17 protein-coding genes and 1 tRNA gene are annotated in these 18,592 nt (G+C 61.2%); 8 read left to right on the forward strand and 10 right to left on the reverse strand.

Going from position 1 to position 18,592, the window contains the following annotated elements; genetic code table 11:
• Positions 1–17 precede the first annotated feature (17 nt).
• The 3 genes from SBA_RS13620 to SBA_RS13630 all read left to right on the forward strand — a co-directional run bounded on the left by SBA_RS13620 (position 18) and on the right by SBA_RS13630 (position 2,413).
• Complete coding sequence (locus SBA_RS13620) at positions 18–821, forward strand: SapC family protein (protein WP_261934826.1); 804 nt, start codon at positions 18–20, stop codon at positions 819–821.
• A gap of 333 nt (positions 822–1,154) precedes the next feature.
• Positions 1,155–1,229 (forward strand) — tRNA-Glu (locus tag SBA_RS13625).
• Positions 1,230–1,759: 530 nt separating this feature from the next.
• Positions 1,760–2,413 (forward strand): YjbE family putative metal transport protein, encoded by a 654-nt coding sequence (locus SBA_RS13630; RefSeq protein WP_261934827.1) that lies wholly within the window; start codon positions 1,760–1,762, stop codon positions 2,411–2,413.
• A gap of 7 nt (positions 2,414–2,420) precedes the next feature.
• Here SBA_RS13630 and SBA_RS13635 read toward each other — a convergent pair whose 3' ends face one another.
• Positions 2,421–2,624 (reverse strand): hypothetical protein, encoded by a 204-nt coding sequence (locus SBA_RS13635; protein ID WP_261934828.1) that lies wholly within the window; start codon positions 2,622–2,624, stop codon positions 2,421–2,423.
• Positions 2,625–2,759: 135 nt separating this feature from the next.
• Between SBA_RS13635 and SBA_RS13640 the strand changes: the two genes are divergently transcribed.
• Entirely contained in the window at positions 2,760–3,428 is a 669-nt protein-coding gene (locus SBA_RS13640; protein WP_261934829.1) for a hypothetical protein, read from the forward strand.
• Positions 3,429–3,534: 106 nt separating this feature from the next.
• On the opposite strand, the gene SBA_RS13645 is transcribed toward SBA_RS13640, so the two are convergent.
• The 7 genes from SBA_RS13645 to SBA_RS13675 form a co-directional block, all read right to left on the reverse strand.
• Positions 3,535–4,170 (reverse strand): CoA transferase subunit B, encoded by a 636-nt coding sequence (locus SBA_RS13645; protein ID WP_261934830.1) that lies wholly within the window; start codon positions 4,168–4,170, stop codon positions 3,535–3,537.
• A 2-nt stretch (positions 4,171–4,172) separates the two neighbouring features.
• A complete protein-coding gene (locus SBA_RS13650; RefSeq protein ID WP_261934831.1) occupies positions 4,173–4,880 on the reverse strand; it encodes a CoA transferase subunit A in 708 nt (235 codons plus the stop codon).
• Between the two features lie 7 nt (positions 4,881–4,887).
• Positions 4,888–5,724: an HpcH/HpaI aldolase/citrate lyase family protein gene (locus tag SBA_RS13655; RefSeq protein ID WP_261934832.1), complete on the reverse strand. Its 837-nt coding sequence runs from the start codon at positions 5,722–5,724 to the stop codon at positions 4,888–4,890.
• Positions 5,721–6,173 carry a MaoC family dehydratase gene (locus SBA_RS13660; RefSeq protein WP_261934833.1) on the reverse strand — a complete coding sequence of 151 codons (453 nt, stop codon included), beginning with the start codon at positions 6,171–6,173 and terminating at the stop codon, positions 5,721–5,723. Before SBA_RS13660 ends, SBA_RS13655 begins: the two co-directional genes overlap by 4 nt.
• Positions 6,174–6,319: 146 nt before the next feature.
• Entirely contained in the window at positions 6,320–8,161 is a 1,842-nt protein-coding gene (locus tag SBA_RS13665) for an acetyl/propionyl/methylcrotonyl-CoA carboxylase subunit alpha (protein WP_261934834.1), read from the reverse strand.
• A gap of 5 nt (positions 8,162–8,166) precedes the next feature.
• Entirely contained in the window at positions 8,167–9,768 is a 1,602-nt protein-coding gene (locus SBA_RS13670; protein ID WP_261934835.1) for a carboxyl transferase domain-containing protein, read from the reverse strand.
• Complete coding sequence (locus tag SBA_RS13675) at positions 9,765–10,910, reverse strand: isovaleryl-CoA dehydrogenase (protein ID WP_261934836.1); 1,146 nt, start codon at positions 10,908–10,910, stop codon at positions 9,765–9,767. Before SBA_RS13675 ends, SBA_RS13670 begins: the two co-directional genes overlap by 4 nt.
• 85 nt (positions 10,911–10,995) lie before the next feature.
• On the opposite strand from SBA_RS13675, the gene SBA_RS13680 reads away from it, so the two are divergent.
• Entirely contained in the window at positions 10,996–11,871 is an 876-nt protein-coding gene (locus tag SBA_RS13680; protein WP_261934837.1) for a LysR family transcriptional regulator, read from the forward strand.
• Between the two features lie 178 nt (positions 11,872–12,049).
• Here SBA_RS13680 and SBA_RS13685 read toward each other — a convergent pair whose 3' ends face one another.
• Positions 12,050–12,571: a tyrosine-type recombinase/integrase gene (locus SBA_RS13685; protein WP_261934838.1), complete on the reverse strand. Its 522-nt coding sequence runs from the start codon at positions 12,569–12,571 to the stop codon at positions 12,050–12,052.
• Positions 12,572–13,367: 796 nt separating this feature from the next.
• Here SBA_RS13685 and SBA_RS13690 point away from each other — a divergent pair.
• From SBA_RS13690 to SBA_RS13700, 3 genes are all read left to right on the forward strand, one after another.
• On the forward strand, positions 13,368–13,556 hold the full coding sequence (locus SBA_RS13690; protein ID WP_120249901.1) for a hypothetical protein: 189 nt from the start codon (positions 13,368–13,370) through the stop codon (positions 13,554–13,556).
• On the forward strand, positions 13,553–14,374 hold the full coding sequence (locus tag SBA_RS13695; RefSeq protein WP_261934839.1) for a hypothetical protein: 822 nt from the start codon (positions 13,553–13,555) through the stop codon (positions 14,372–14,374). The genes SBA_RS13690 and SBA_RS13695 overlap by 4 nt, the downstream gene beginning before the upstream one ends.
• A gap of 145 nt (positions 14,375–14,519) precedes the next feature.
• The gene (locus SBA_RS13700) at positions 14,520–18,248 is read left to right on the forward strand and encodes a hypothetical protein (protein WP_261934840.1); all 3,729 of its coding nucleotides are present in this window, start codon (positions 14,520–14,522) and stop codon (positions 18,246–18,248) included.
• Between the two features lie 24 nt (positions 18,249–18,272).
• Here the strand turns inward: SBA_RS13700 and SBA_RS13705 are convergent, their stop codons facing one another.
• Entirely contained in the window at positions 18,273–18,566 is a 294-nt protein-coding gene (locus SBA_RS13705) for an HU family DNA-binding protein (protein ID WP_120249898.1), read from the reverse strand.
• Positions 18,567–18,592: the final 26 nt, after the last annotated feature.

The following is an 18,592-nucleotide window of genomic DNA, read 5'->3' on the forward strand; positions in this document are numbered from 1 at the left end:
CAGAATGGACCCGGACCATGGCCAGCGCGCCCGCCAACAACCTGCCGATCTTCTACAATGATCTCCTTCCGCTGAGCAGCGTGGACCATGTCGATTATCGCACCCGTCAGGTCGAATCGGCGCCGTTCCTGACGACGCAGCACGCCATTCCGCTGACGATCGACGAATTCGTCCCGGCCCAGCGCTTCGCCCCGATCATCTTTTCGGCCGGTGGCGATCCCGTGCCGCTGCTGCTGATGGGCCTCAACGAAGGCGTCAACACCTTCGTCGATGACGAAGGCAAGCTGCGCGGCCCGGCCTATGTCCCGGCCTATGTCCGCCGCTATCCCTGGATGCTGGCCAAGCTGCGCCCCGACAGCGAGGATCTGTCGCTCTGCTTCGACCCCACCAGCCCGGCGATCGGCGCGTTCGACGACGGCCAGCCGCTGTTCGAAGACGGCAAGCCCAGCGAACTGACGCAGGGGGTGATGAAGTTCTGCGAGGATTTCGAGCAGGCCGCGGCGCGCACCGGCCAGTTCGTCCGCGACCTGCAGGACATGGACCTGCTGATGGACGGTGAAGTCGCGATCCAGACCCCGGTCGCCGAACAGCCCTTCGTCTATCGCGGCTTCCGCATGATCAACGAGGAAAAGCTGCGCGACCTGCGCGGCGACCAACTGCGCAAGATCAACCAGAACGGTATGCTGCCTTTGATCCACGCGCATCTTTTCTCGCTGCAGTTGATGCGCGACATCTTCGAGGCGCAGGTCGGCCAGGGCAAAGGTCCGATAGCCCTTCCCGCCGCCGCGGCCGAGCCGGCATCGGAAGTGGCCGGCGCCTGAACGAGAAATTAACCCGAAAGGGTTTGAAAAATTGATGGAAAGGGCATCGCATCCCCCTTGTAAGGCGATGCGACCTGCCCTATCTATCAATCATGCGATGCACCTGCCCCCCTTTCGGGTGTGTCGTATGGGCGCCTCCCCCTTTGGAGGCGTCTCCTCCCTGAACCTTGGCCACCCCATGCATCGCATGGGGTGGTTTTTTATGTGGGAAACCGGCGCATGTTCTGCATGAAATGGTTTTACAGGCCCCGGCGCAGACACGCCAGTTTCGCTTGACGCAGCCGGCAGCCATGCCTAAAGGCCACCCCCTGCCGACCGCCTAACGCGGTCCATGGCCCCTTCGTCTAGCGGTTAGGACGCGGCCCTCTCACGGCTGAAACACGGGTTCGATTCCCGTAGGGGTCACCAATCAAGCGATTTGTCGCTTTGATATTCTTTGATTTTCAGAAATCGCTGCCACGGCCATTCCACATGCTGATCGGGACGTTCCGGTAGGACCGCGCGATATGAACCTGCCTATCTTACGTCCAGGATGCACAATAAAACATCCCGTATATGGCACGAACTTCATTCCACTTATCGTTGACCGAACGACCTTTTTTCGGCTCGAATAAGCGCATAGCGTCGCCGTCTAGCCAGCGCACCCCATCAGCAACGGCGAGCGCTGGCTTGGAATGAAGGCCAGGGCATAACACTCCAATCATGTCCGCGACGGCGGCAAGTCGCCTTTCCGCCTTCGGCCGACATCCGAAGCGCGGCGGCGCTTGCCACTGCCCCCCTCCCCCGCCAGCCCCGGCGCGACGCCAAAATCCAGCTCCCGATCTTCCGCCATCATCGCCGCTGAAAGGTTGGTGACAGCTTGCGTCCCTAACTGCACCGACAAAGCCGGTGCTCATCTGGCGCAGGACAATGGCCCGTCTGGACAGGCAAGAGACAGCATGAACGACATCTGGCAGCATATCGTCGCCGACTTTTCCAATATCGGATCGCCGTCCGCGCTCGCCGCCTTCGGTCAGGTGGTGCTGATCGACATCATGCTCGCGGCCGACAACGCCATCGTCGTCGGCGCGCTGGCAGCCGGCCTTCCGCCCGCATCGCGGCGCAAAGTGATCGCGATTGGCGTCATCGCTGCATTGGTGCTGCGCATCGCCTTCGCCCTGCTGGTCACCCAGTTGATGCAACTGGTCGGCCTCGTCTTCGCGGGTGGCCTGCTGCTCGTCTGGGTCGCGTGGAAGATGTGGCGCGAACTACGCTCGGGCGGCGCGGCAGAAGAAGGCGATGACGTCGCCGGCAAGGCCGCGCCCAAAGGCTTCGCGCAGGCCGCCTGGGCTGTCGCCATCGCCGACGTCTCCATGAGCCTGGACAATGTGCTGGCCGTCGCCGGCGCCGCCCGCGAGCATCCCGGCATTCTGGTGATCGGACTGGTCCTGTCGGTCGCACTGATGGGCATCGCCGCCAACTTCCTGGCCCGCGTCATCGAACGCTATCGCGCCATCGCCTATGTCGGTCTTCTCGTCATCCTCTATGTAGCCGGCAAGATGATCCATGAAGGCTTCATCGATCCCGCGACGGGATTGATGACGCTCTTGTAGGGCCGCGTCACTGCGCGGGTTGCTCCAGCGCCACCCCACGACCGCGATCGGCGATGTTCACGATCCGGCGCAGCAGGGCCGGTGCGTCGGCCTGCGTGCGGATGCCGTTGCGGTCGCCCGCGGCCACCAATGTCGGCGCGGCGATAGCGCCCGGCAGGTCATCTGTCGCCAGAATCGGAAGGCTTTCAGTCCCCGCCGCGCGACGCTGCATTCTGCCCTTGAGTGGCGGTCATAGCCACTATGCGGCCATTGCCAATGCCGGTCCCTCGCCGCCGCCCCAGAGTGAGTGGACCAGAACGATATGTCGTGAGGTAATGGGACGCAGCCGGGTGCGTCATGAGCTCAAATGAAAGTCGTGATTATGAAATTTGGCGGGCCCGGCAGCTCCCAAAAAAGTGGTGCTAAACACCTGACTTTAGTAAGAATTTCTGCTTTCTCGTTGTTGTCACCGTATGCGTTTCTGACCCATGACGAGACGCCCGGTCCGGAGATGCGGTTCGAGTTTTCCGTCGAGCAGGACGGCACGACGATCACCACCACCAGCAATCATATCAACGGCAAGAAGACGGGCTTCACCCAGTTTGTCTGGCCCGAGGCGCCGGATAGGTTCGACGGCTATGGCGGCGTCCGTTGGGAAGCGCCCGCCAATATGCGTCTCAAGATCATAATGACCACGGCTGGCGGCACGCCGGCCGAAGGGATCGCCGCCTGGGGCGCGGAACTCGTCACGCCGGAGACGGAGACCAGCTGTCACTATTTCTGGTCGTTCGCGCGCAATTTTCGCCTGGATGAACCTGGATTTGACGAAATCCTGAGCAGTGCGATCGGCGGCGTGTTCGAAAATGAAGACGGCACCATGATCGCGAAGGTACAGGCCAATATGGGATCGGAGACCGATCTGATCGCGCTTCGCCCCGTAGTGCTGCCGACCGACAATGCCGCGATCCGTGCGAGGCGGGTGATGCAGGCATTGTTGAAGAAGGAAGAGCTTGAAGGGACCGGGCCGGAGTCCTGACCGGCGCTTTCATGCAAACATGCTCGCGCCAGCGCCAGCCGGGTATGGCCGACAGACGGTGGAGTCTGCCGGCCATCGGAGCGTCTATCTTTGTTCGCCCCTGAAATCAGACCGAATAGGCTGCGGTGGTCCTGGCGGCGATGTCCTCGGCGGTGACGCCGGGGGCGAGTTCAACCAGCTTGAACGGGCTGTCATGGTCCGAACGCTGGAAGACGCACAGATCGGTAATAATCATATCCACGACATTCTTGCCGGTCAGCGGCAGGGTGCAGGCCGGGATGAACTTGGGATCGCCATTCTTGGACGTGTGCTCCATCACGACGATGATCTTCTTGACGCCTGCGACCAGATCCATCGCGCCGCCCATGCCCTTGATCATCCTGCCGGGGATCATCCAGTTGGCGATGTCGCCATTTTCGGCGATCTCCATCGCGCCCAGCACGGTCAGGTCGATATGCCCGCCGCGGATCATCGCGAAACTGTCGGCCGAACTGAAATAGGCGGTCTGAGGCAGTTCGCTGATCGTCTGCTTGCCCGCATTGATAAGGTCCGCATCCTCCTCGCCCTCAAACGGGAAGGGGCCGATGCCCAACATCCCGTTTTCCGACTGGAGCGTAACCTCGACGCCGGCGGGGATATGATTCGCAACCAGCGTCGGAATCCCGATGCCCAGGTTCACATAGAAACCATCCTTGAGTTCCTTCGCCGCACGCGCGGCCATTTCATCACGTGTCCATGCCATGATTATGCGGCCTCCCTCTGGCGAACGGTGCGGAATTCGATTTTCTTCTCATAGGGCGCGCCGAGGATCATGCGCTTCACATAGATGCCGGGCAGATGGATGCTGTCGGGATCGAGGCTCCCGACCGGTACGATCTCCTCCACTTCCGCGACGCAGATCTTGGCGGCGGTCGCCATCGGCTGATTGAAGTTGCGAGCGGTTTTGCGGAAGATGAGGTTGCCGCTCTCGTCAGCCTTCCAGCCCTTGATGATGGCGAGATCGGCGAAGATGCCGCGCTCGAGGATATAGTCCTGCCCGTCGAACGTCTTCACTTCCTTGCCCTGCGCCACCTCCGTGCCGACCCCTGTCTTGGTGTAGAATCCGGGTATGCCTGCACCGCCAGCGCGGCAGCGCTCAGCCAGCGTGCCCTGCGGACAGAATTCGACTTCCAGTTCGCCGGACAAATATTGCCGCTCAAATTCCTTGTTCTCGCCGACATAGGACGAAATCATCTTCTTCACCTGCCGCGTCCGCAGCAGCTTGCCCAGGCCTTCGCCGTCGATCCCGGCATTGTTCGATGCGATCGTCAGCTTCTGGACACCATTGTCACGGATCGCATCGATCAGCCGTTCGGGAATGCCGCACAGGCCAAAACCGCCCGCGCAGATCTGCATGCCGTCAAAAAGCAGGCCCTCCAAGGCCGTGGCCGCATCGGGGTATATCTTTTTCATCTATGGGCTACCTCGCTTGATTGAGAATGCGTTCTGCCAGCACGAGATGCGGCCGGTCGATCATCTTGCCGTCGAGCTTGAGCGCCCCTGCGCCGGGATTGGCGGCGAACGCGTCCACGACCGCACGCGCATGGTCCAGTTCGGCTTCCGTCGGTGCAAAACCGCTGTTGATCGCCGCCACCTGCGCGGGATGGATCGCCATCATGCCGGTGAACCCGTCCCCCCTGCCCCGCGCGATGTAGACGGCAAGGCCATCGGGATCGTCGATCCGGGGATAGACGGTCTCGACCGCGGAAACGCCCGCGGCGTGCGCGGCGAAGAGCGTGAGGCTGCGCACCATCTCCAGCGGCTGGGTGTAACGTCCGTCCGCCTCGCGCGAACGCGATGCGCCGATCGCGGCGGGCAGGTCTTCGGCCCCCCATGTCACGCCGCAAAGATGGTCGCTGACGGCGCGGTAGCTGCCTAGCTCGAAGATGGCGGCCGCCGTCTCCGTAGCGATCGGCAGGATAGGCGGAACCGGCGCGCCACCCGCCATGGCCAGCAGTGCTTCGATGCTGGCCGCGCCTTCCGCCTTGGGCAGCAGCAATCCATCGGGCCGGGCCGGCAACACGGCATCCAGGTCTTCACGCGTCAGACCGCCGTCCAGAGGATTGACGCGCACGAAGGCGGTGCCGGTGCGTGGTTGGCCGAGCCAGTCGCGGATCGCGTCGCGGCCGAAGCCCTTGCGTTCCGGCGCGACCGAATCCTCCAGGTCGAGGATGATCGCGTCGGCTCCGCTGGCGGCCGCCGTCTCGAAGCGTTCGGGCCTGTCCGCGGGAACGAAGAGGAGCGAGCGCAATCTCATGCCCCGGCTCCCTTCAGCAAGGCCATGCGCAGGCATTGGCAGACGATTTCGTCGCGCTGGTTGATCAGGCGATGGGTGAAGGTGACGATGCCCGCACCCGGCCGTGATTTGCTGGGCTTGAGTTCGGTGATCTCGGTTTCCGCGCGCATCGTGTCGCCGAGAAATACGGGTTTGGGATGGACGAGCTTATCATAGCCAAGGTTCGCGATGAGCGTACCCAATGTTGTGTCCCCCACCGACAGGCCGATCATCAATGCGAAGGTGAAGGTACCGTTGACGAGGATCTGGCCGAATTCCGACGCCCTCGCCGCCTCTGCGTCGATGTGCAGCGGTTGCGGGTTATGGGTCATCGTCGAGAAGAGAAGATTGTCGGTTTCGGTGACGGTGCGGCGAACCTCGTGGACGATGCGGTCGCCAACCTGCCATTCGTCGAAATGCCGTCCTGCCATGTCAGTTCTTCCTTAACTTCGCACTATTCCCGTCGATTTCGAATTTCTGATCGGGACTTGGGAATGTAATTATTTGGCCGATAGCCCACGCGTGGGCGCGCCATAGGACCATGCCATATCGGCGATGGTGTAGGACAAGATGTTTGCTAGTCGGCCTTGTCTATCTTCACCAGCAGCGTGCCCTCGCTCACCTGCCCGCCTTCGGCGGCGTTGAGTTCGGCCACGGTGCCATCGAAGGGCGCAGTCAGGCTATGTTCCATCTTCATGGCTTCGAGCGTCACCAGCTTCTGGCCTTTCGTGACGCTGTCGCCCGCCACAACGGCTACGGCGATGATGCGGCCGGGCATGGGAGAGAGGATCGCGCCGTCCGACGCGCCGCCCCCTGACACGCCTGCCACGCGCCAGGGCGCCAGGCGCCAGACCTGGCCGCCCTGCGCGACCAGCACATCGTCCTTGTCGTCTTGGGCCTCGCCCTGCCGCGGATCGAACGTGACCGTGATCGCCGCGCCGTCGAGGAGGAAGCGCGCCTCCCGCTTCAGCGGCGCATTGAGGCGGAAGCCGGAAAGCCCATCGGCCTCCACCAACGCGATCGCGGCGTCGGCCAGCGCTTCGTCGTCGGGACGAGCAGGCGGCATCAGCGCATCGCCTTCGCGGCCGATCAGTCCGGTGTCGAGCCGCGCCGCGACGAAATCAGGGTGCTCCAGCGCCTTGACGAGGAAGCCTGCATTGGTGCGGAGCGGCCAGATCGCCGTGTCGTCGAGCGCGGCTGTCAGGGTTTCGCGCGCAGCATCGCGCGTTGGACCGTGTGCAATCACCTTGGCGATCATCGGATCGTAAAAGGGCGAAATGACGGCCCCCTGTTGCACGCCCGTGTCGATGCGACAGCCTTCGCCCAGTTCGAAGGTTTCCAGCGTGCCGATGGACGGGAGGAACCCCCTGATCGGATCCTCGGCATAGAGCCGCGCTTCCATCGCCCAGCCGTTGATCGACAAATCCTCCTGGCGCCTGGGCAGTGGCTCCCCCGACGCTACGCGAAGCTGCCATTCGACCAGATCCTGGCCGGTAATCTCTTCCGTCACCGGATGTTCGACCTGGAGCCGGGTGTTCATCTCCATGAACCAGATGCGGTCGGCGCGCAGCCCTTCCGATCCATCGGCGATGAACTCGATCGTACCGGCGCCGACATAGTCGACCGCCTTGGCCGCCCGCACCGCCGCCTGGCAGATGGCAGTCCGGGTATCTTCGTCCATTCCCGGCGCGGGGGCTTCCTCGATCACCTTCTGGTGGCGGCGCTGGAGCGAGCAGTCGCGTTCGAACAGGTGAACGACATTGCCGTGGCTGTCGCCGAACACCTGCACCTCGATATGGCGCGGATTGGTGACCCATTTTTCGAGCAGCACCTGATCGTTGCCGAAGCTGGACGCCGCCTCGCGCTGGCAGGAGAGAAGCGCGTCGGCGAAGTCGGCCGCGGCGTCTACCTTGCGCATCCCCTTGCCGCCGCCGCCGGCGACCGCCTTGATGAGGACGGGATAGCCGATCGCGTCAGCCTCCGCCTTCAGCCGTTCGGACGCCTGGTCATCGCCCAGATAGCCGGGCGTGGTGGGAACGCCCGCCGCCTGCATCAGCGTCTTGGCGGCGTCCTTGAGGCCCATGGCGGTGATCGAGGACGGGTTGGGTCCGACCCAGATCAGCCCGGCGTCGATCACCGCCTGCGCGAATTGCGCATTTTCGGAAAGGAAGCCGTAGCCGGGATGGATCGCCTGCGCGCCCGTCGATTTCGCGGCAGCGATGATCCGGTCGCCCAGCAGATAGGATTCGCGCACGGGCGACGGGCCGATATGCACGGCTTCGTCGGCCGAGCGGACATGCAGCGCGTCAGCGTCCGCGTCCGAATAGACGGCCACGGTACGGATACCCAGACGGCGGGCGGTCCGGATGATCCGGCAAGCGATTTCGCCGCGATTGGCGATGAGAAGGGATTGCAGCATCGACATCACATCCTGAAGATGCCGAACTGCGCGCGGTCGGGGACCGGGGCGTTCAGCGTTGCGGCGAAGGCGAGGCCCAGAACATCGCGGGTCTGGGCGGGATCGATGATGCCATCATCCCATAGCCGTGCGGTGGCGTAATAGGGATTGCCTTCGTCTTCATATTTCTGGCGCACGGGGGCCTTGAAGGCTTCGGCTTCCGCCGGCGACCATTTGGCGGCGTCGCGATGGACGGTCGCCAGCACGCTGGCCGCCTGTTCGCCGCCCATCACGCTGATGCGGGCGTTGGGCCAGGTGAAAAGAAAGCGAGGATCATAGGCCCGGCCGCACATGCCGTAATTGCCCGCGCCAAAGCTGCCGCCGATCAGGACGGTGATCTTGGGCACCTGGGCGGTGGCGACCGCCGTGACCAGCTTGGCGCCGTTCTTGGCGATCCCCTCCGCCTCATATTTGCCGCCGACCATGAAGCCGGAGATGTTCTGGAGAAACAGCAAGGGTATGCGGCGCTGGCAGGCGAGTTCGATGAAATGCGCGCCCTTGACCGCACTTTCGCTGAAGAGGACGCCATTGTTGGCCAGGATCGCGACCGGCATGCCCCAGATATGGGCGAAACCGCACACCAGCGTCGTGCCATAGAGCGGCTTGAACTCGTGAAACTCGCTGCCGTCGACGATCCGGGCAATGACTTCGCGCACGTCATAGGGCGCACGCACATCCTGCGGCACGATGCCGTAGAGGTCCGTCGCGTCATATTTGGGCGGGCGCGGATCGCGCAGGTTGAGGTCGGGCGTCAGGTCCGGCTGAAGCGTCGAGACGATATCGCGCACGATGGTCAGCGCATGTTCGTCATTTTCCGCCAGATGATCGACGACGCCGGACTTCCGGGCGTGGAGATCGCCGCCGCCCAGATCCTCGGCGGTGATGACTTCGCCCGTCGCCGCCTGCACTAGCGGCGGGCCGGCGAGGAAGATCGTGCCCTGGTTACGCACGATGATGGTTTCGTCCGACATGGCGGGGACATAGGCGCCGCCGGCGGTGCAACTGCCCATGACGCACGCGATCTGCGGAATGCCGCGCGCCGACAGATTGGCCTGGTTGTAGAAGATGCGGCCGAAATGCTCCTTGTCGGGAAACACCTCCGCCTGGTTGGGCAGGTTCGCGCCGCCGCTGTCGACCAGATAGATGCTGGGCAGGCGGTTTTCGAGCGCGATCTCCTGCGCACGCAGATGCTTCTTGACCGTGACGGGATAGTAGGTGCCGCCTTTCACGGTGGCGTCGTTGCAGCCGATCATCACCTGCCGCCCGGACACGCGGCCGATGCCGGCGATGAGGCCCGCGCCGGGCACTTCGTCACCGTACAGCCCATTAGCAGCGAGCTGGCCGATTTCGAGGAAGGGGCTACCGGGATCGAGCAGCCGCTCGACGCGCTCGCGGGGCAGGAGCTTGCCGCGGGATGTGTGCTTGTCGCGCGCGGATTGCGAGCCGCCCTGCGCGGCGGCCGCGACCTTCGCACGCAGCTCTGCGGCGAGGGCCAGATTATGCGCGGCGTTGGCGCGAAATCCCTCGCTATCCGCAGAGAGCTTCGTATCGAGAACAGGCGCGCTCATGCCCCGATCAACTCCCGGCCGATCAGCATGCGGCGGATTTCGTTGGTCCCGGCACCGATGTCGAGCAGCTTCGCGTCGCGCATATAGCGTTCGACCGGCCAGTCCTTGGTATAGCCCGCGCCGCCCAGAGCTTGTACCGCCTCCAGCGCGGTCGTCATCGCATTCTCGCTGGCCAGCAGGATGGCCCCGGCCGCGTCGAAACGGGTGGTGCGGCCCGCGTCGCAAGCGCGCGCGACGGCGTAGACATAGGCGCGCGCGGAGTTGAGCGCGACATACATGTCGGCGACCTTGGCCTGCATCAACTGAAAGGCGCCGATGGGCTTTCCGAACTGCTTGCGCTCGCGGATATAGGGCAGGACCACATCGAGGCAGGCCTGCATGATGCCGAGCTGGATGCCCGACAGCACGGTCCGCTCATAATCCAGGCCTGACATCAGAATGCCGACGCCGCCGTTGAGCGGCCCCATGACATTCTCCTCCGGCACCTCGCAATCGTCGAACACCAGTTCGGCGGTCGGCGATCCGCGCATGCCCATCTTGTCGATCTTCTGGCCGATCGAGAAACCCTTCATATCCTTTTCGATGATGAAGGTCGTGATGCCCTTCGACCCCTCGCCCGTCTTGGCATAGACGATCAGCGTGTCGGCATAGGCCGCATTGGTGATCCAAAATTTCGTGCCATTGAGGACATAGCGATCGCCGCGCTTCTCTGCCTTCAGCTTCATCGACACCACATCCGACCCCGCGCCCGCTTCGGACATGGCGAGGCTGCCGACATGGTCGCCCGAAACCAGCCTGGGAAGATATTTCGCCTTCTGGGCGTCATTGCCCCAACGCCGGAGCTGGTTGACGCAGAGATTGGAATGCGCGCCGTAGGACAGGCCGATCGACGCGGAGGCGCGGGCCACTTCTTCCTGTGCAACAACATGCTCCAGATAGCCGAGGCCAAGGCCGCCCCATTCCTCCTCCACAGTGATGCCGTGCAGGCCGAGTGCGCCCATTTCGGGCCACAGCTCGACAGGGAACCAGTCCTTGGCGTCGATCTCGGCGGCCAGCGGCGCGATCCGGTCGGTCGAATAGCGGGCGGCGCTCTCGCGGATCATGTCCGCATTCTCACCGAGTGCGAAATCGAAATCTGTCATGAGCCTCTCCTTTGCCGCGAGTGCTATCTTATTATCGCAACAATCGAAAATTGATATTTTTAGCTACACATCATAGACTAAATCTATGATCGACCGCTACCAGCTCCGCTATTTCCTCGCTGTCATCGACAATGGTAATTTCTCCCGCGCTGCCGCGCAATGCAACGTTTCCCAGCCGACATTGTCGGTCGGCATATCGAAGCTGGAACGGACGATCGGAACGCCGTTGTTCCTGCGGACGAACCGGCGCGTACAGTTGACCCAAGCGGGCGCCCGGTTCCTCATCCATGCCCGCAAGATCGAGAGCGAATTCAACCTCATCTCGCAGGAGATGGCGGATGCGAACGGCGCGGCGCTGGTGCGCGTCGGGATGTTGAAGAGCATTCCGGGCGATGTCCTCGCGCAGATCGTCGCCACATTGCACGTGATCGATCCCCTGAGCCAGATCGAGTTTGTCGAAGGGACCGAACGCGAACTGACAGGCCATCTGGCCCGCGGGCGCGTCGACTGTGCCCTGACATTGGTCGGGAGGGGCGCGGACCGTTTCCTGGAGGAACCGCTTCTCAACGAAGGCTACAGTCTGGCCATGGCTCTGACGCATCCCCACGCGGACCAGTCCGTCATCCGGGCTGAGGCGCTCAACAATGACGTGATGATCGTCAGGCGGCACTGCGAAGCGCTTTCCGAAACGAGCCGCCACTTTACCGAGCGCGGAGTCAGGCCGCATTTCGCCTATAAGGCTACGAATGACGAGCGCGTGATGCAGCTTGTTGCGGCGGGCCTGGGCCTCACTGTGATGCCCGACAGCTATCGCGCGGACAATGTCGCCCGGCCACGCCTTGAAGGCTTTACCCTCAGGCGCACGATCGGACTGGTCTATGAAGCCTCAGCCGAGTCCTACGCCGCGTCCCCGCCGCCAATTATCCAATCCATCCGGCGCGTTTTTCAGTCGCCGCGCTGACCGATGCCTCGGGGATCGATGCAAAGCCATTTTGCACCCTGCCCCAAGGTCAGGCCCAAAAGCCGGGATGCCAGTTTCGTGAGAAGATTGGAGGTTGATCGATCGACACAGCGCTGGAACTCGATGATATCAGCGATCTCGGTTAGCGCGGGCTGACGTCGCCCCCGCCGCGCGGGCTTCAATACGCTTTTGATCTCATCGATTTCCATGAGATGGGAAGGTCGACGAGCCGTTCCACCTTTGCCCGTTTGAAGATGCTATGGACATAGCCGCGCACCCGCTTGGCGGTCTCGATCGATCCTCTTGCCTCGATCCTTCGCAGCGCGCGCAGGATCGCCTCGCTTCCTATGTCGCCGACCGGCATGGTTCCAAATTGCGGATAAAGATCGCGTTCCAGGCGATTTCTGACGCGTTTGTAATTCGCGATTGACCAGGCCGGCTCCATGTCAGCCAGCCACTCCTCGCCGAGTTTGCGGAAGGTCGCCTCCGCCGCTGCACTGCGTTGCAACTTCACCTTCTTTTTCTCGATGGCAGGGTTTTTGCCCTGTGCGAGAAGTTCGGCGGCCTTTGTGCGAGCCTCCCGCACGGCGACCAAACCGAGCTCAGGAAACTTACCCAGGGTCAAAAGGCGCTCGCGCTCGCCGAAGCGATATTTGAAGCGCCATGACTTTCCTCCCGCTGGCGAGACGATCAGGAACAAGCCTTTCGAATCAAACAATTTATAATCCGCGATGCGGGCTTGGCGTTTGCAACTTATTGTGTGTGAGTGCCATCGGAAAAATACCCCAAAATCGGAGCTCCGATACCCCCAAATCTACCCCTCGATTCGCGAACAGTTTCAAACTGCTACGGACTATTCTGAACGCTCATGGCTGTATAATCCTTTGTTTTACAAGGGATTATTGATAGCATGGAATAGTGCTGGATGGTAGTTTTGGTGGGCCCGGCAGCAACCGAAATTGCCTATTAAGTTGTTGAAAATAAACACATTTTTTGAACACACTGCGATCGTGCCCGCAATTATGCCCGCAGCTAAAATCCGGTCCGCAAAAGGCAACTTTCTCCTTATTTAACAATATTTTACCTCTACAACCACCCTTCCTCCCCTTCTTGTCTGGCGGTATTCAGCTAGGTTGCGAAATTGGTTGGCCCGAGCCTTGACAATACCAAGTGATTATCTCTGGCTCTTTGCGGAACATCGCGCAGGTATCGGATCAGCGCAAGTGGACGTTTTCATGTCAGGATCAGCCCGATCAGCGTTCCGCTTGACCGCACTTGGCGGCTTGCAGTATCTTGATTTTTATCGGAAAATATGCTACGCGCGTTCGCTGTCCGCTGAGGACAGAGCGACTTCGCAGAAGTTCGCCGCAAAGCGGCTTCGCTCTGTCCTCAGCGGACAGCGAGGCGATTTTTTTCGATCATTATTTCAATGGTATAGATTGCTGTCACCTGCACGTTCATTGACCGGAAACCGTTACGCACGTATCTGAGGAAGCATGATCCAGATTGGCCATTATGATGTTCTGGAGCGGCAGCGCGAAAAGCAGCGCTCGCGCGACCAGGATGATCGCGACCTGCGCAGTGGCGCAGTGTCGATGGACCAACTCGCGCATCAGAACGGCTTCTTCGACGGCCTGCCGATCCGCCGCGCCCGGATAGGTCGGCGAGGTTCTGTCGCTATTTGACGGACGGCCATCTCCCGCCTCGGGCGGTACTCGACATAGCAAAAATCCTCGGCGACGATGACCGTGCATTTGTCGTAGGCGGTCAGGCGCTGAACCTTTGGGCAGAATATTATTCGGAAGGCGCAGCCGAACTTCTGGAATTCAGACCCTACACGTCGAAGGACATCGACTATTTCGGGCAGCGGGTCGTTGCGGAAAAGCTGGCGGCAGGCCTGGGCGGGAGCATAGACGTGCCCTCCCCCGATGACACCACGTTCCAGACGGCCATCGTGCATGCGACGGTACAGGGCATCGATATCGATATCGACTTCCTCTCCCACGTCAAAGGCGTCCAGCGCGGCCTTGAGGCGGGCGTCGTGGATCTCCTCCTGCCCTACGATCATGAAGGTAAGGAAGCGGAGCTGGCCATCCGGCTCATGCACCCCCTCCATTGCCTGCAAAGCCGTGTGGCTAACGTGATCGATCTTGGACGCAATGACGGCACTTCACGCCGCCAGCTTGCAGCGGCACCGATCGTACTGCGGGAGTATATCGCGCAAAGCCTCACTGACGGGGAGGAACGCGAGGCGATCGACATCCTGCGAGCATTGTTCGAATATCTTCGATCGGATATCAACGGACGCAAGGCGCATCGGATCCTCCGTTACGATCCAATCGACATATTGCGTCATTTCCTTGCCGACGAGCGGCTTGATGCACGCTGGCGGGAAAAGAGCCTTGCAGGCATGATCGCGCAGCTCGAAGGGAAGCGCACATTCCTCGGACGCATGCTGACTGCACTGGGGCGACCGGACAGCGAATTATCCACGCCTGATTAATCGGCGAGTCGCCACATCCCTTGGCTTCGGCGTCCGATCCCACTGAGACTGGCTTTAGATCCAATAGCCTCTTGCCGACGGAACAGATTGGCAACATAAACTTCCGATGCCCGGAGAGAATATAGACATCGCATCCTTAGAGGCCATGCTCGCGGCGACCGCCCCGCCCCGAACGCCGGCCCAGATCTTCGAAGCCTGCCCCGGCATCGTGCAGCGCATCGAAAGCCTTGAGCCTCTCCAGGCAATCGCGACCTTCTCAGCCCTATCCACTGAACCAGGCTTTGGATCGAACCTTGTCCGACTGGACATGGCCACACGCCTCGCGCTTGCCAGAGCACAAGGAGACAACAGTCCCAGCCGCTCCAGCCTTTTTCGTCTATTGAACAGTGACTTGGCCGATTGCGGGGTCAGCCTGCTAGAAGACCCGCCGGAACATTTCTTCATGTCGACGATCGCCACGCGCCGGGGCCCCTATCGGCTGTTTCAGGGCATATGGGAAAAGGCTGCGGCGTTCAGCGAAGACATGCTGGAAGCCTTTGGACAGTTGCCGCCGTCGCGCTGGGGGGCGGCTGCGTTCGACAGCGCCTACGCCTTGCTCACGCTTTCGGACCTCCTGGCCCATCGGGCAGGGCTGAAACACAATATCGTCGCTGAGGATAAGTCCGCGCAGAAACTCGAATTGCCCAAGGAGCGTCAACTTTCGCCCCTCGCGACCAGGGTACTCATCAGCTGGGCTGACCTCGAACGACTGGAGCTGACGGAAAACGATCTGGCGCCCTTTTTTCTTGACCCCGAGCTTAGCGATGATTTTCTCCATGCAGAGCCGGGCGACAGCGAACTGGAGCGCCAGCCACTCATCGCCTTTGCAGAAGGCATATTGGTTGTTGCCCCCCATAATCTCTCCACGGCGCTTCGCGCCCACCTTATCGAAACGGCTGTCGCAAATGGCGCGAGCGAGCAACTTCGCATGCTCCTGCTCGATGCACAAAGCGAGCGAATCGCTCTCTCGGGCTTCGCGCAGCTGTGGAAACAGCCCGTCGAAATCGTCGACGGACATCCCATCCGGCAGCTTCTATTCGAAAGCGCGGCAGGCTGCCCGCTGCACATCCTGCAGATCGTCGACGGATTCGATGGTGTACCTCCTGCGCGGTTTGGTCCGACGAGCGCATCCCAATCCATGGAAGCCATGATCGGCGACTCGGTCGCCTTCGCCCATGAGATGATGGCGAAGCGCGCCGAGTTTCGCAAAGGTCTCTCGATCGTCCTGCTGGGCGGCTGGGGGAGGTCAGGGAGCGTCGCACTCGCTTCAGTCGAGATACCAGACTGGGAGGTTATCGCCCTTGAACCTGCAGATGCGTCGGCGATCGCCTTTGCAGGGATAGGCATGCCAGTGGACATGTACCGCCTGCATGAACAGCTACGGATGGTCGAAGCCCAGGGCTTTTTTCCGCGGGCTCCCAATGGCTGGATGAACCTGTGCGCCCTATGGCAGGAAACAGATCAGAATCTGATCCCTGAGCATCTCTCGGAGATAGAGCCTCCGTTGGATTTCAACTATCCAGGCAATCTCCTGCTCTCGATCCGGACAGAAGCGGTACAGAAGGAAGGGCGCTGGGCTTTTCCGCTCCCCAACGGCCGGTACGAAATTGTCAGCCGGTTAGACCGCGAGGATTATTTCGAGACGGCCAAGCCCTCCTACATCGCGACGAGCGGCCTGCGCAGACGCGAGCTTCTCGGGGTCGTCGTCGGCAGGCGACCGGTTTGGCTGGAAGCCATCCCGGCCAAAAGGGGTGGCCGTTCGTTTGACACATATGAGACCTGGAAAGCCGCGATTCACTGGCTGGAGGTCGCCCTACCCAAATTTGACGCCCAGTATCCCGGTCTCGATCGCAAGCCCGTTTCAATCCTGCTGGAGATCGATTGGCCGCCCGACCGCCTGGGTAACTCCGTCGACGATGCCACGGTTCTCACCTCCATCACGACGACAATGGATCGAGATAAGCGCAGCGCCATTTTGCATATGGCTCCTGAGTGGCAGCATGGGCTTCACCGTGCCAATAATTTTGCCGAGATGGTGCTCGCAGCTTCGATGCTTGAAATCGTGTCGACGCTGGCGGGCGGGGTCGCCGGGCGCGAAGAACTCCTGGCGTTCATGACCGCCGTGGTCGGATCGGACGATATAAGGTGGCGCCATTCATTCGTCGCGGATCGGCCACTCTCGATGCTCAAAGCGCACGGACTGATCGATGATTTCAACGAAATACCCGATTCGGCCTCCGCGCTGGCCCGGTGCGGTTCCACTTTTCTCTCGCGTGATCGCTCGCTCGGTTTCCATATCGTCGGGGCCGACCAGTGCTTTTCGTTTCTGATGGAGCACCATGGCGCCCTGATGGATCGCCTCATCAGCAACATCCGCGGCTTCGATCGAGTCGCGCTTGTTGACGCGTCCATAAGGCGGCTGACAGCTGCTCTTGCGGAAGAACAAATGTGGCAGATTTCGGCGCGGGCCATGCGCGCCGCTTACGGCGCAAAGAAGGATTTCGATCAAAGCCTTAAGCGGCGCAGCGAGATCAACGCCGTCATACGCGGCGCCTCAATCCTCATTGAGATGGGTTCCTGCGAGGCAGCCTTGAGCGATGGCGTGCATCCTGGTGCAGCGGACATCGACGATTTGCTCGCACAGGCACTCCTCATTTTCCAAACTGCGGAGATAGTTCCGCCCTTTCGCGCCGGCTTTCTCGACGCGGAAATCAAGATCAGCCCGACCGGCAACTTGCTCTACGATCATGATTTCACGCGAACAGCCTTGGTTTCCAGTGTGCATGCGCACCATTTTGAACACCGTCAAAGTGCGGATAAGGCTTACCGATCGCTGTTCGAGACGGGAGCGACCGATACCGCTCTTACGCCGGCGTTGGAGGCAGCCGTGCAGGCCGAATATGCTCTCTCTTTCGATCAGTTTGCCTCATTCAGTGGGGCGTGTGCCAAGCTGGCGATTGATAGCGGCAACGCTGTGTTGAAGAAGAGATGGTCAGAACTGCTGTCTGCCTTGGCTGATCTGGAAGGCTATGTGGCCACCGATCTTGCGCCCGCGCTGAAGCAGCTGACGCTGGGATCGAGAAGCAGCTGGTCCTCATATCCGAAGGGAGCCGGTCCGTCCGACTTCGATGTGAGCCGGTTCGACCGGCATTTCTCCCTCATTCGCAGACCGATCGTAGCCCTGGACGCGACGGATGATCCGTATCTACTCGTCTCACCCGTCCTGATTGAGCGAGCAGCGCTTCACAATCTTGCCGGCGCATTACAAGGAGGGCTCCAGGGCAGGTTCTGGAGCAGTCCGCAAATGCGCTCCTTCGTCGGCGCGATGGCGGAACGAACCGGGCTAGATTTCAACGTCCGGGCGGCGGAGGCAGCGAGGCAATCGGGTGCCCGGGCGTTCGACTCCGTGCCGCTGAGCGACGCTCTCCAGCATAAGGGAACAGACACCGTCAAACGCCTTGGAGATATTGATATCCTCGCTTTCAGCCAGGATGGCCTTCATGCCTGGGTGATCGAGGCGAAGGACATCCGATTCTGCAGAACGCTTGGAGAAACTACCAGCCGGCTGTCTGAGTATCGCGGCCAGACTGACAGCCGGGGACGCCGTGACAACCTGCGCAAACATCTTGATCGTGTCGACTATGTGCGGGCACATGCCGCCGATCTTGCTAAGCGCTATGCCTTGCCGGCTACCCCCACAATCCATGGTCTTGTTCTCTTCGACAGCCCACAACCGATGAAGTTCATGCCGCGACATGCGTCGCCTGACGCTCAGTTCATGATGCTGGATGAACTCGCGTCATTCGAATGGTCGCCAGGCAAGGAAGGGCGATAGCGTTTCCATTACCGATCTCGGGCGTCAGCTTACCTTGTCGCTGCCGTTGATGCGCTCCATGATGGCCTTGCCCGCTTTGAAATGAAGCCGGTCTTTGGCAGGCACTTCAACGGCTCCGCCTGTCCTTGGATTGCGTCCGGTGCGGGCCTCATAGCTCCTCACCGAGAACGCACCAAAGCCCCGTAACTCAACACGCCCCCCAGCGTTAATTTGAGCTATGATGCTGTCGAAGAAGAGATTTACGATCTTGTCGACATCCGCGTCCGCCAAACCGGGAAAGTCTTCCTTCATTTTTGCGATCAGCTCGGATTTGATCATTGTCCCCCCAAGGTCCGGCAGGGTCG

This window comes from Sphingomonas bisphenolicum, assembly GCF_024349785.1.
In the GTDB taxonomy this organism is placed as follows: Bacteria; Pseudomonadota; Alphaproteobacteria; order Sphingomonadales; family Sphingomonadaceae; genus Sphingobium; species Sphingobium bisphenolicum.

Bases quoted from the DNA above. Each gene is read 5' to 3' on its own strand.
- SBA_RS13630 (WP_261934827.1), top strand. From the start codon at position 1,760: ATGAACGACATCTGGCAGCATATCGTCGCCGACTTTTCCAATATCGGA.
- SBA_RS13665 (WP_261934834.1), bottom strand. From the start codon at position 8,161: ATGCTGCAATCCCTTCTCATCGCCAATCGCGGCGAAATCGCTTGCCGG.
- SBA_RS13680 (WP_261934837.1), top strand. From the start codon at position 10,996: ATGATCGACCGCTACCAGCTCCGCTATTTCCTCGCTGTCATCGACAAT.
- SBA_RS13640 (WP_261934829.1), top strand. From the start codon at position 2,760: ATGAAAGTCGTGATTATGAAATTTGGCGGGCCCGGCAGCTCCCAAAAA.
- SBA_RS13705 (WP_120249898.1), bottom strand. From the start codon at position 18,566: ATGATCAAATCCGAGCTGATCGCAAAAATGAAGGAAGACTTTCCCGGT.
- SBA_RS13645 (WP_261934830.1), bottom strand. From the start codon at position 4,170: ATGGCATGGACACGTGATGAAATGGCCGCGCGTGCGGCGAAGGAACTC.
- SBA_RS13690 (WP_120249901.1), top strand. From the start codon at position 13,368: ATGATCCAGATTGGCCATTATGATGTTCTGGAGCGGCAGCGCGAAAAG.
- SBA_RS13670 (WP_261934835.1), bottom strand. From the start codon at position 9,768: ATGAGCGCGCCTGTTCTCGATACGAAGCTCTCTGCGGATAGCGAGGGA.
- SBA_RS13620 (WP_261934826.1), top strand. From the start codon at position 18: ATGGCCAGCGCGCCCGCCAACAACCTGCCGATCTTCTACAATGATCTC.
- SBA_RS13660 (WP_261934833.1), bottom strand. From the start codon at position 6,173: ATGGCAGGACGGCATTTCGACGAATGGCAGGTTGGCGACCGCATCGTC.
- SBA_RS13655 (WP_261934832.1), bottom strand. From the start codon at position 5,724: ATGAGATTGCGCTCGCTCCTCTTCGTTCCCGCGGACAGGCCCGAACGC.
- SBA_RS13675 (WP_261934836.1), bottom strand. From the start codon at position 10,910: ATGACAGATTTCGATTTCGCACTCGGTGAGAATGCGGACATGATCCGC.
- SBA_RS13635 (WP_261934828.1), bottom strand. From the start codon at position 2,624: ATGCAGCGTCGCGCGGCGGGGACTGAAAGCCTTCCGATTCTGGCGACA.
- SBA_RS13650 (WP_261934831.1), bottom strand. From the start codon at position 4,880: ATGAAAAAGATATACCCCGATGCGGCCACGGCCTTGGAGGGCCTGCTT.
- SBA_RS13700 (WP_261934840.1), top strand. From the start codon at position 14,520: ATGCTCGCGGCGACCGCCCCGCCCCGAACGCCGGCCCAGATCTTCGAA.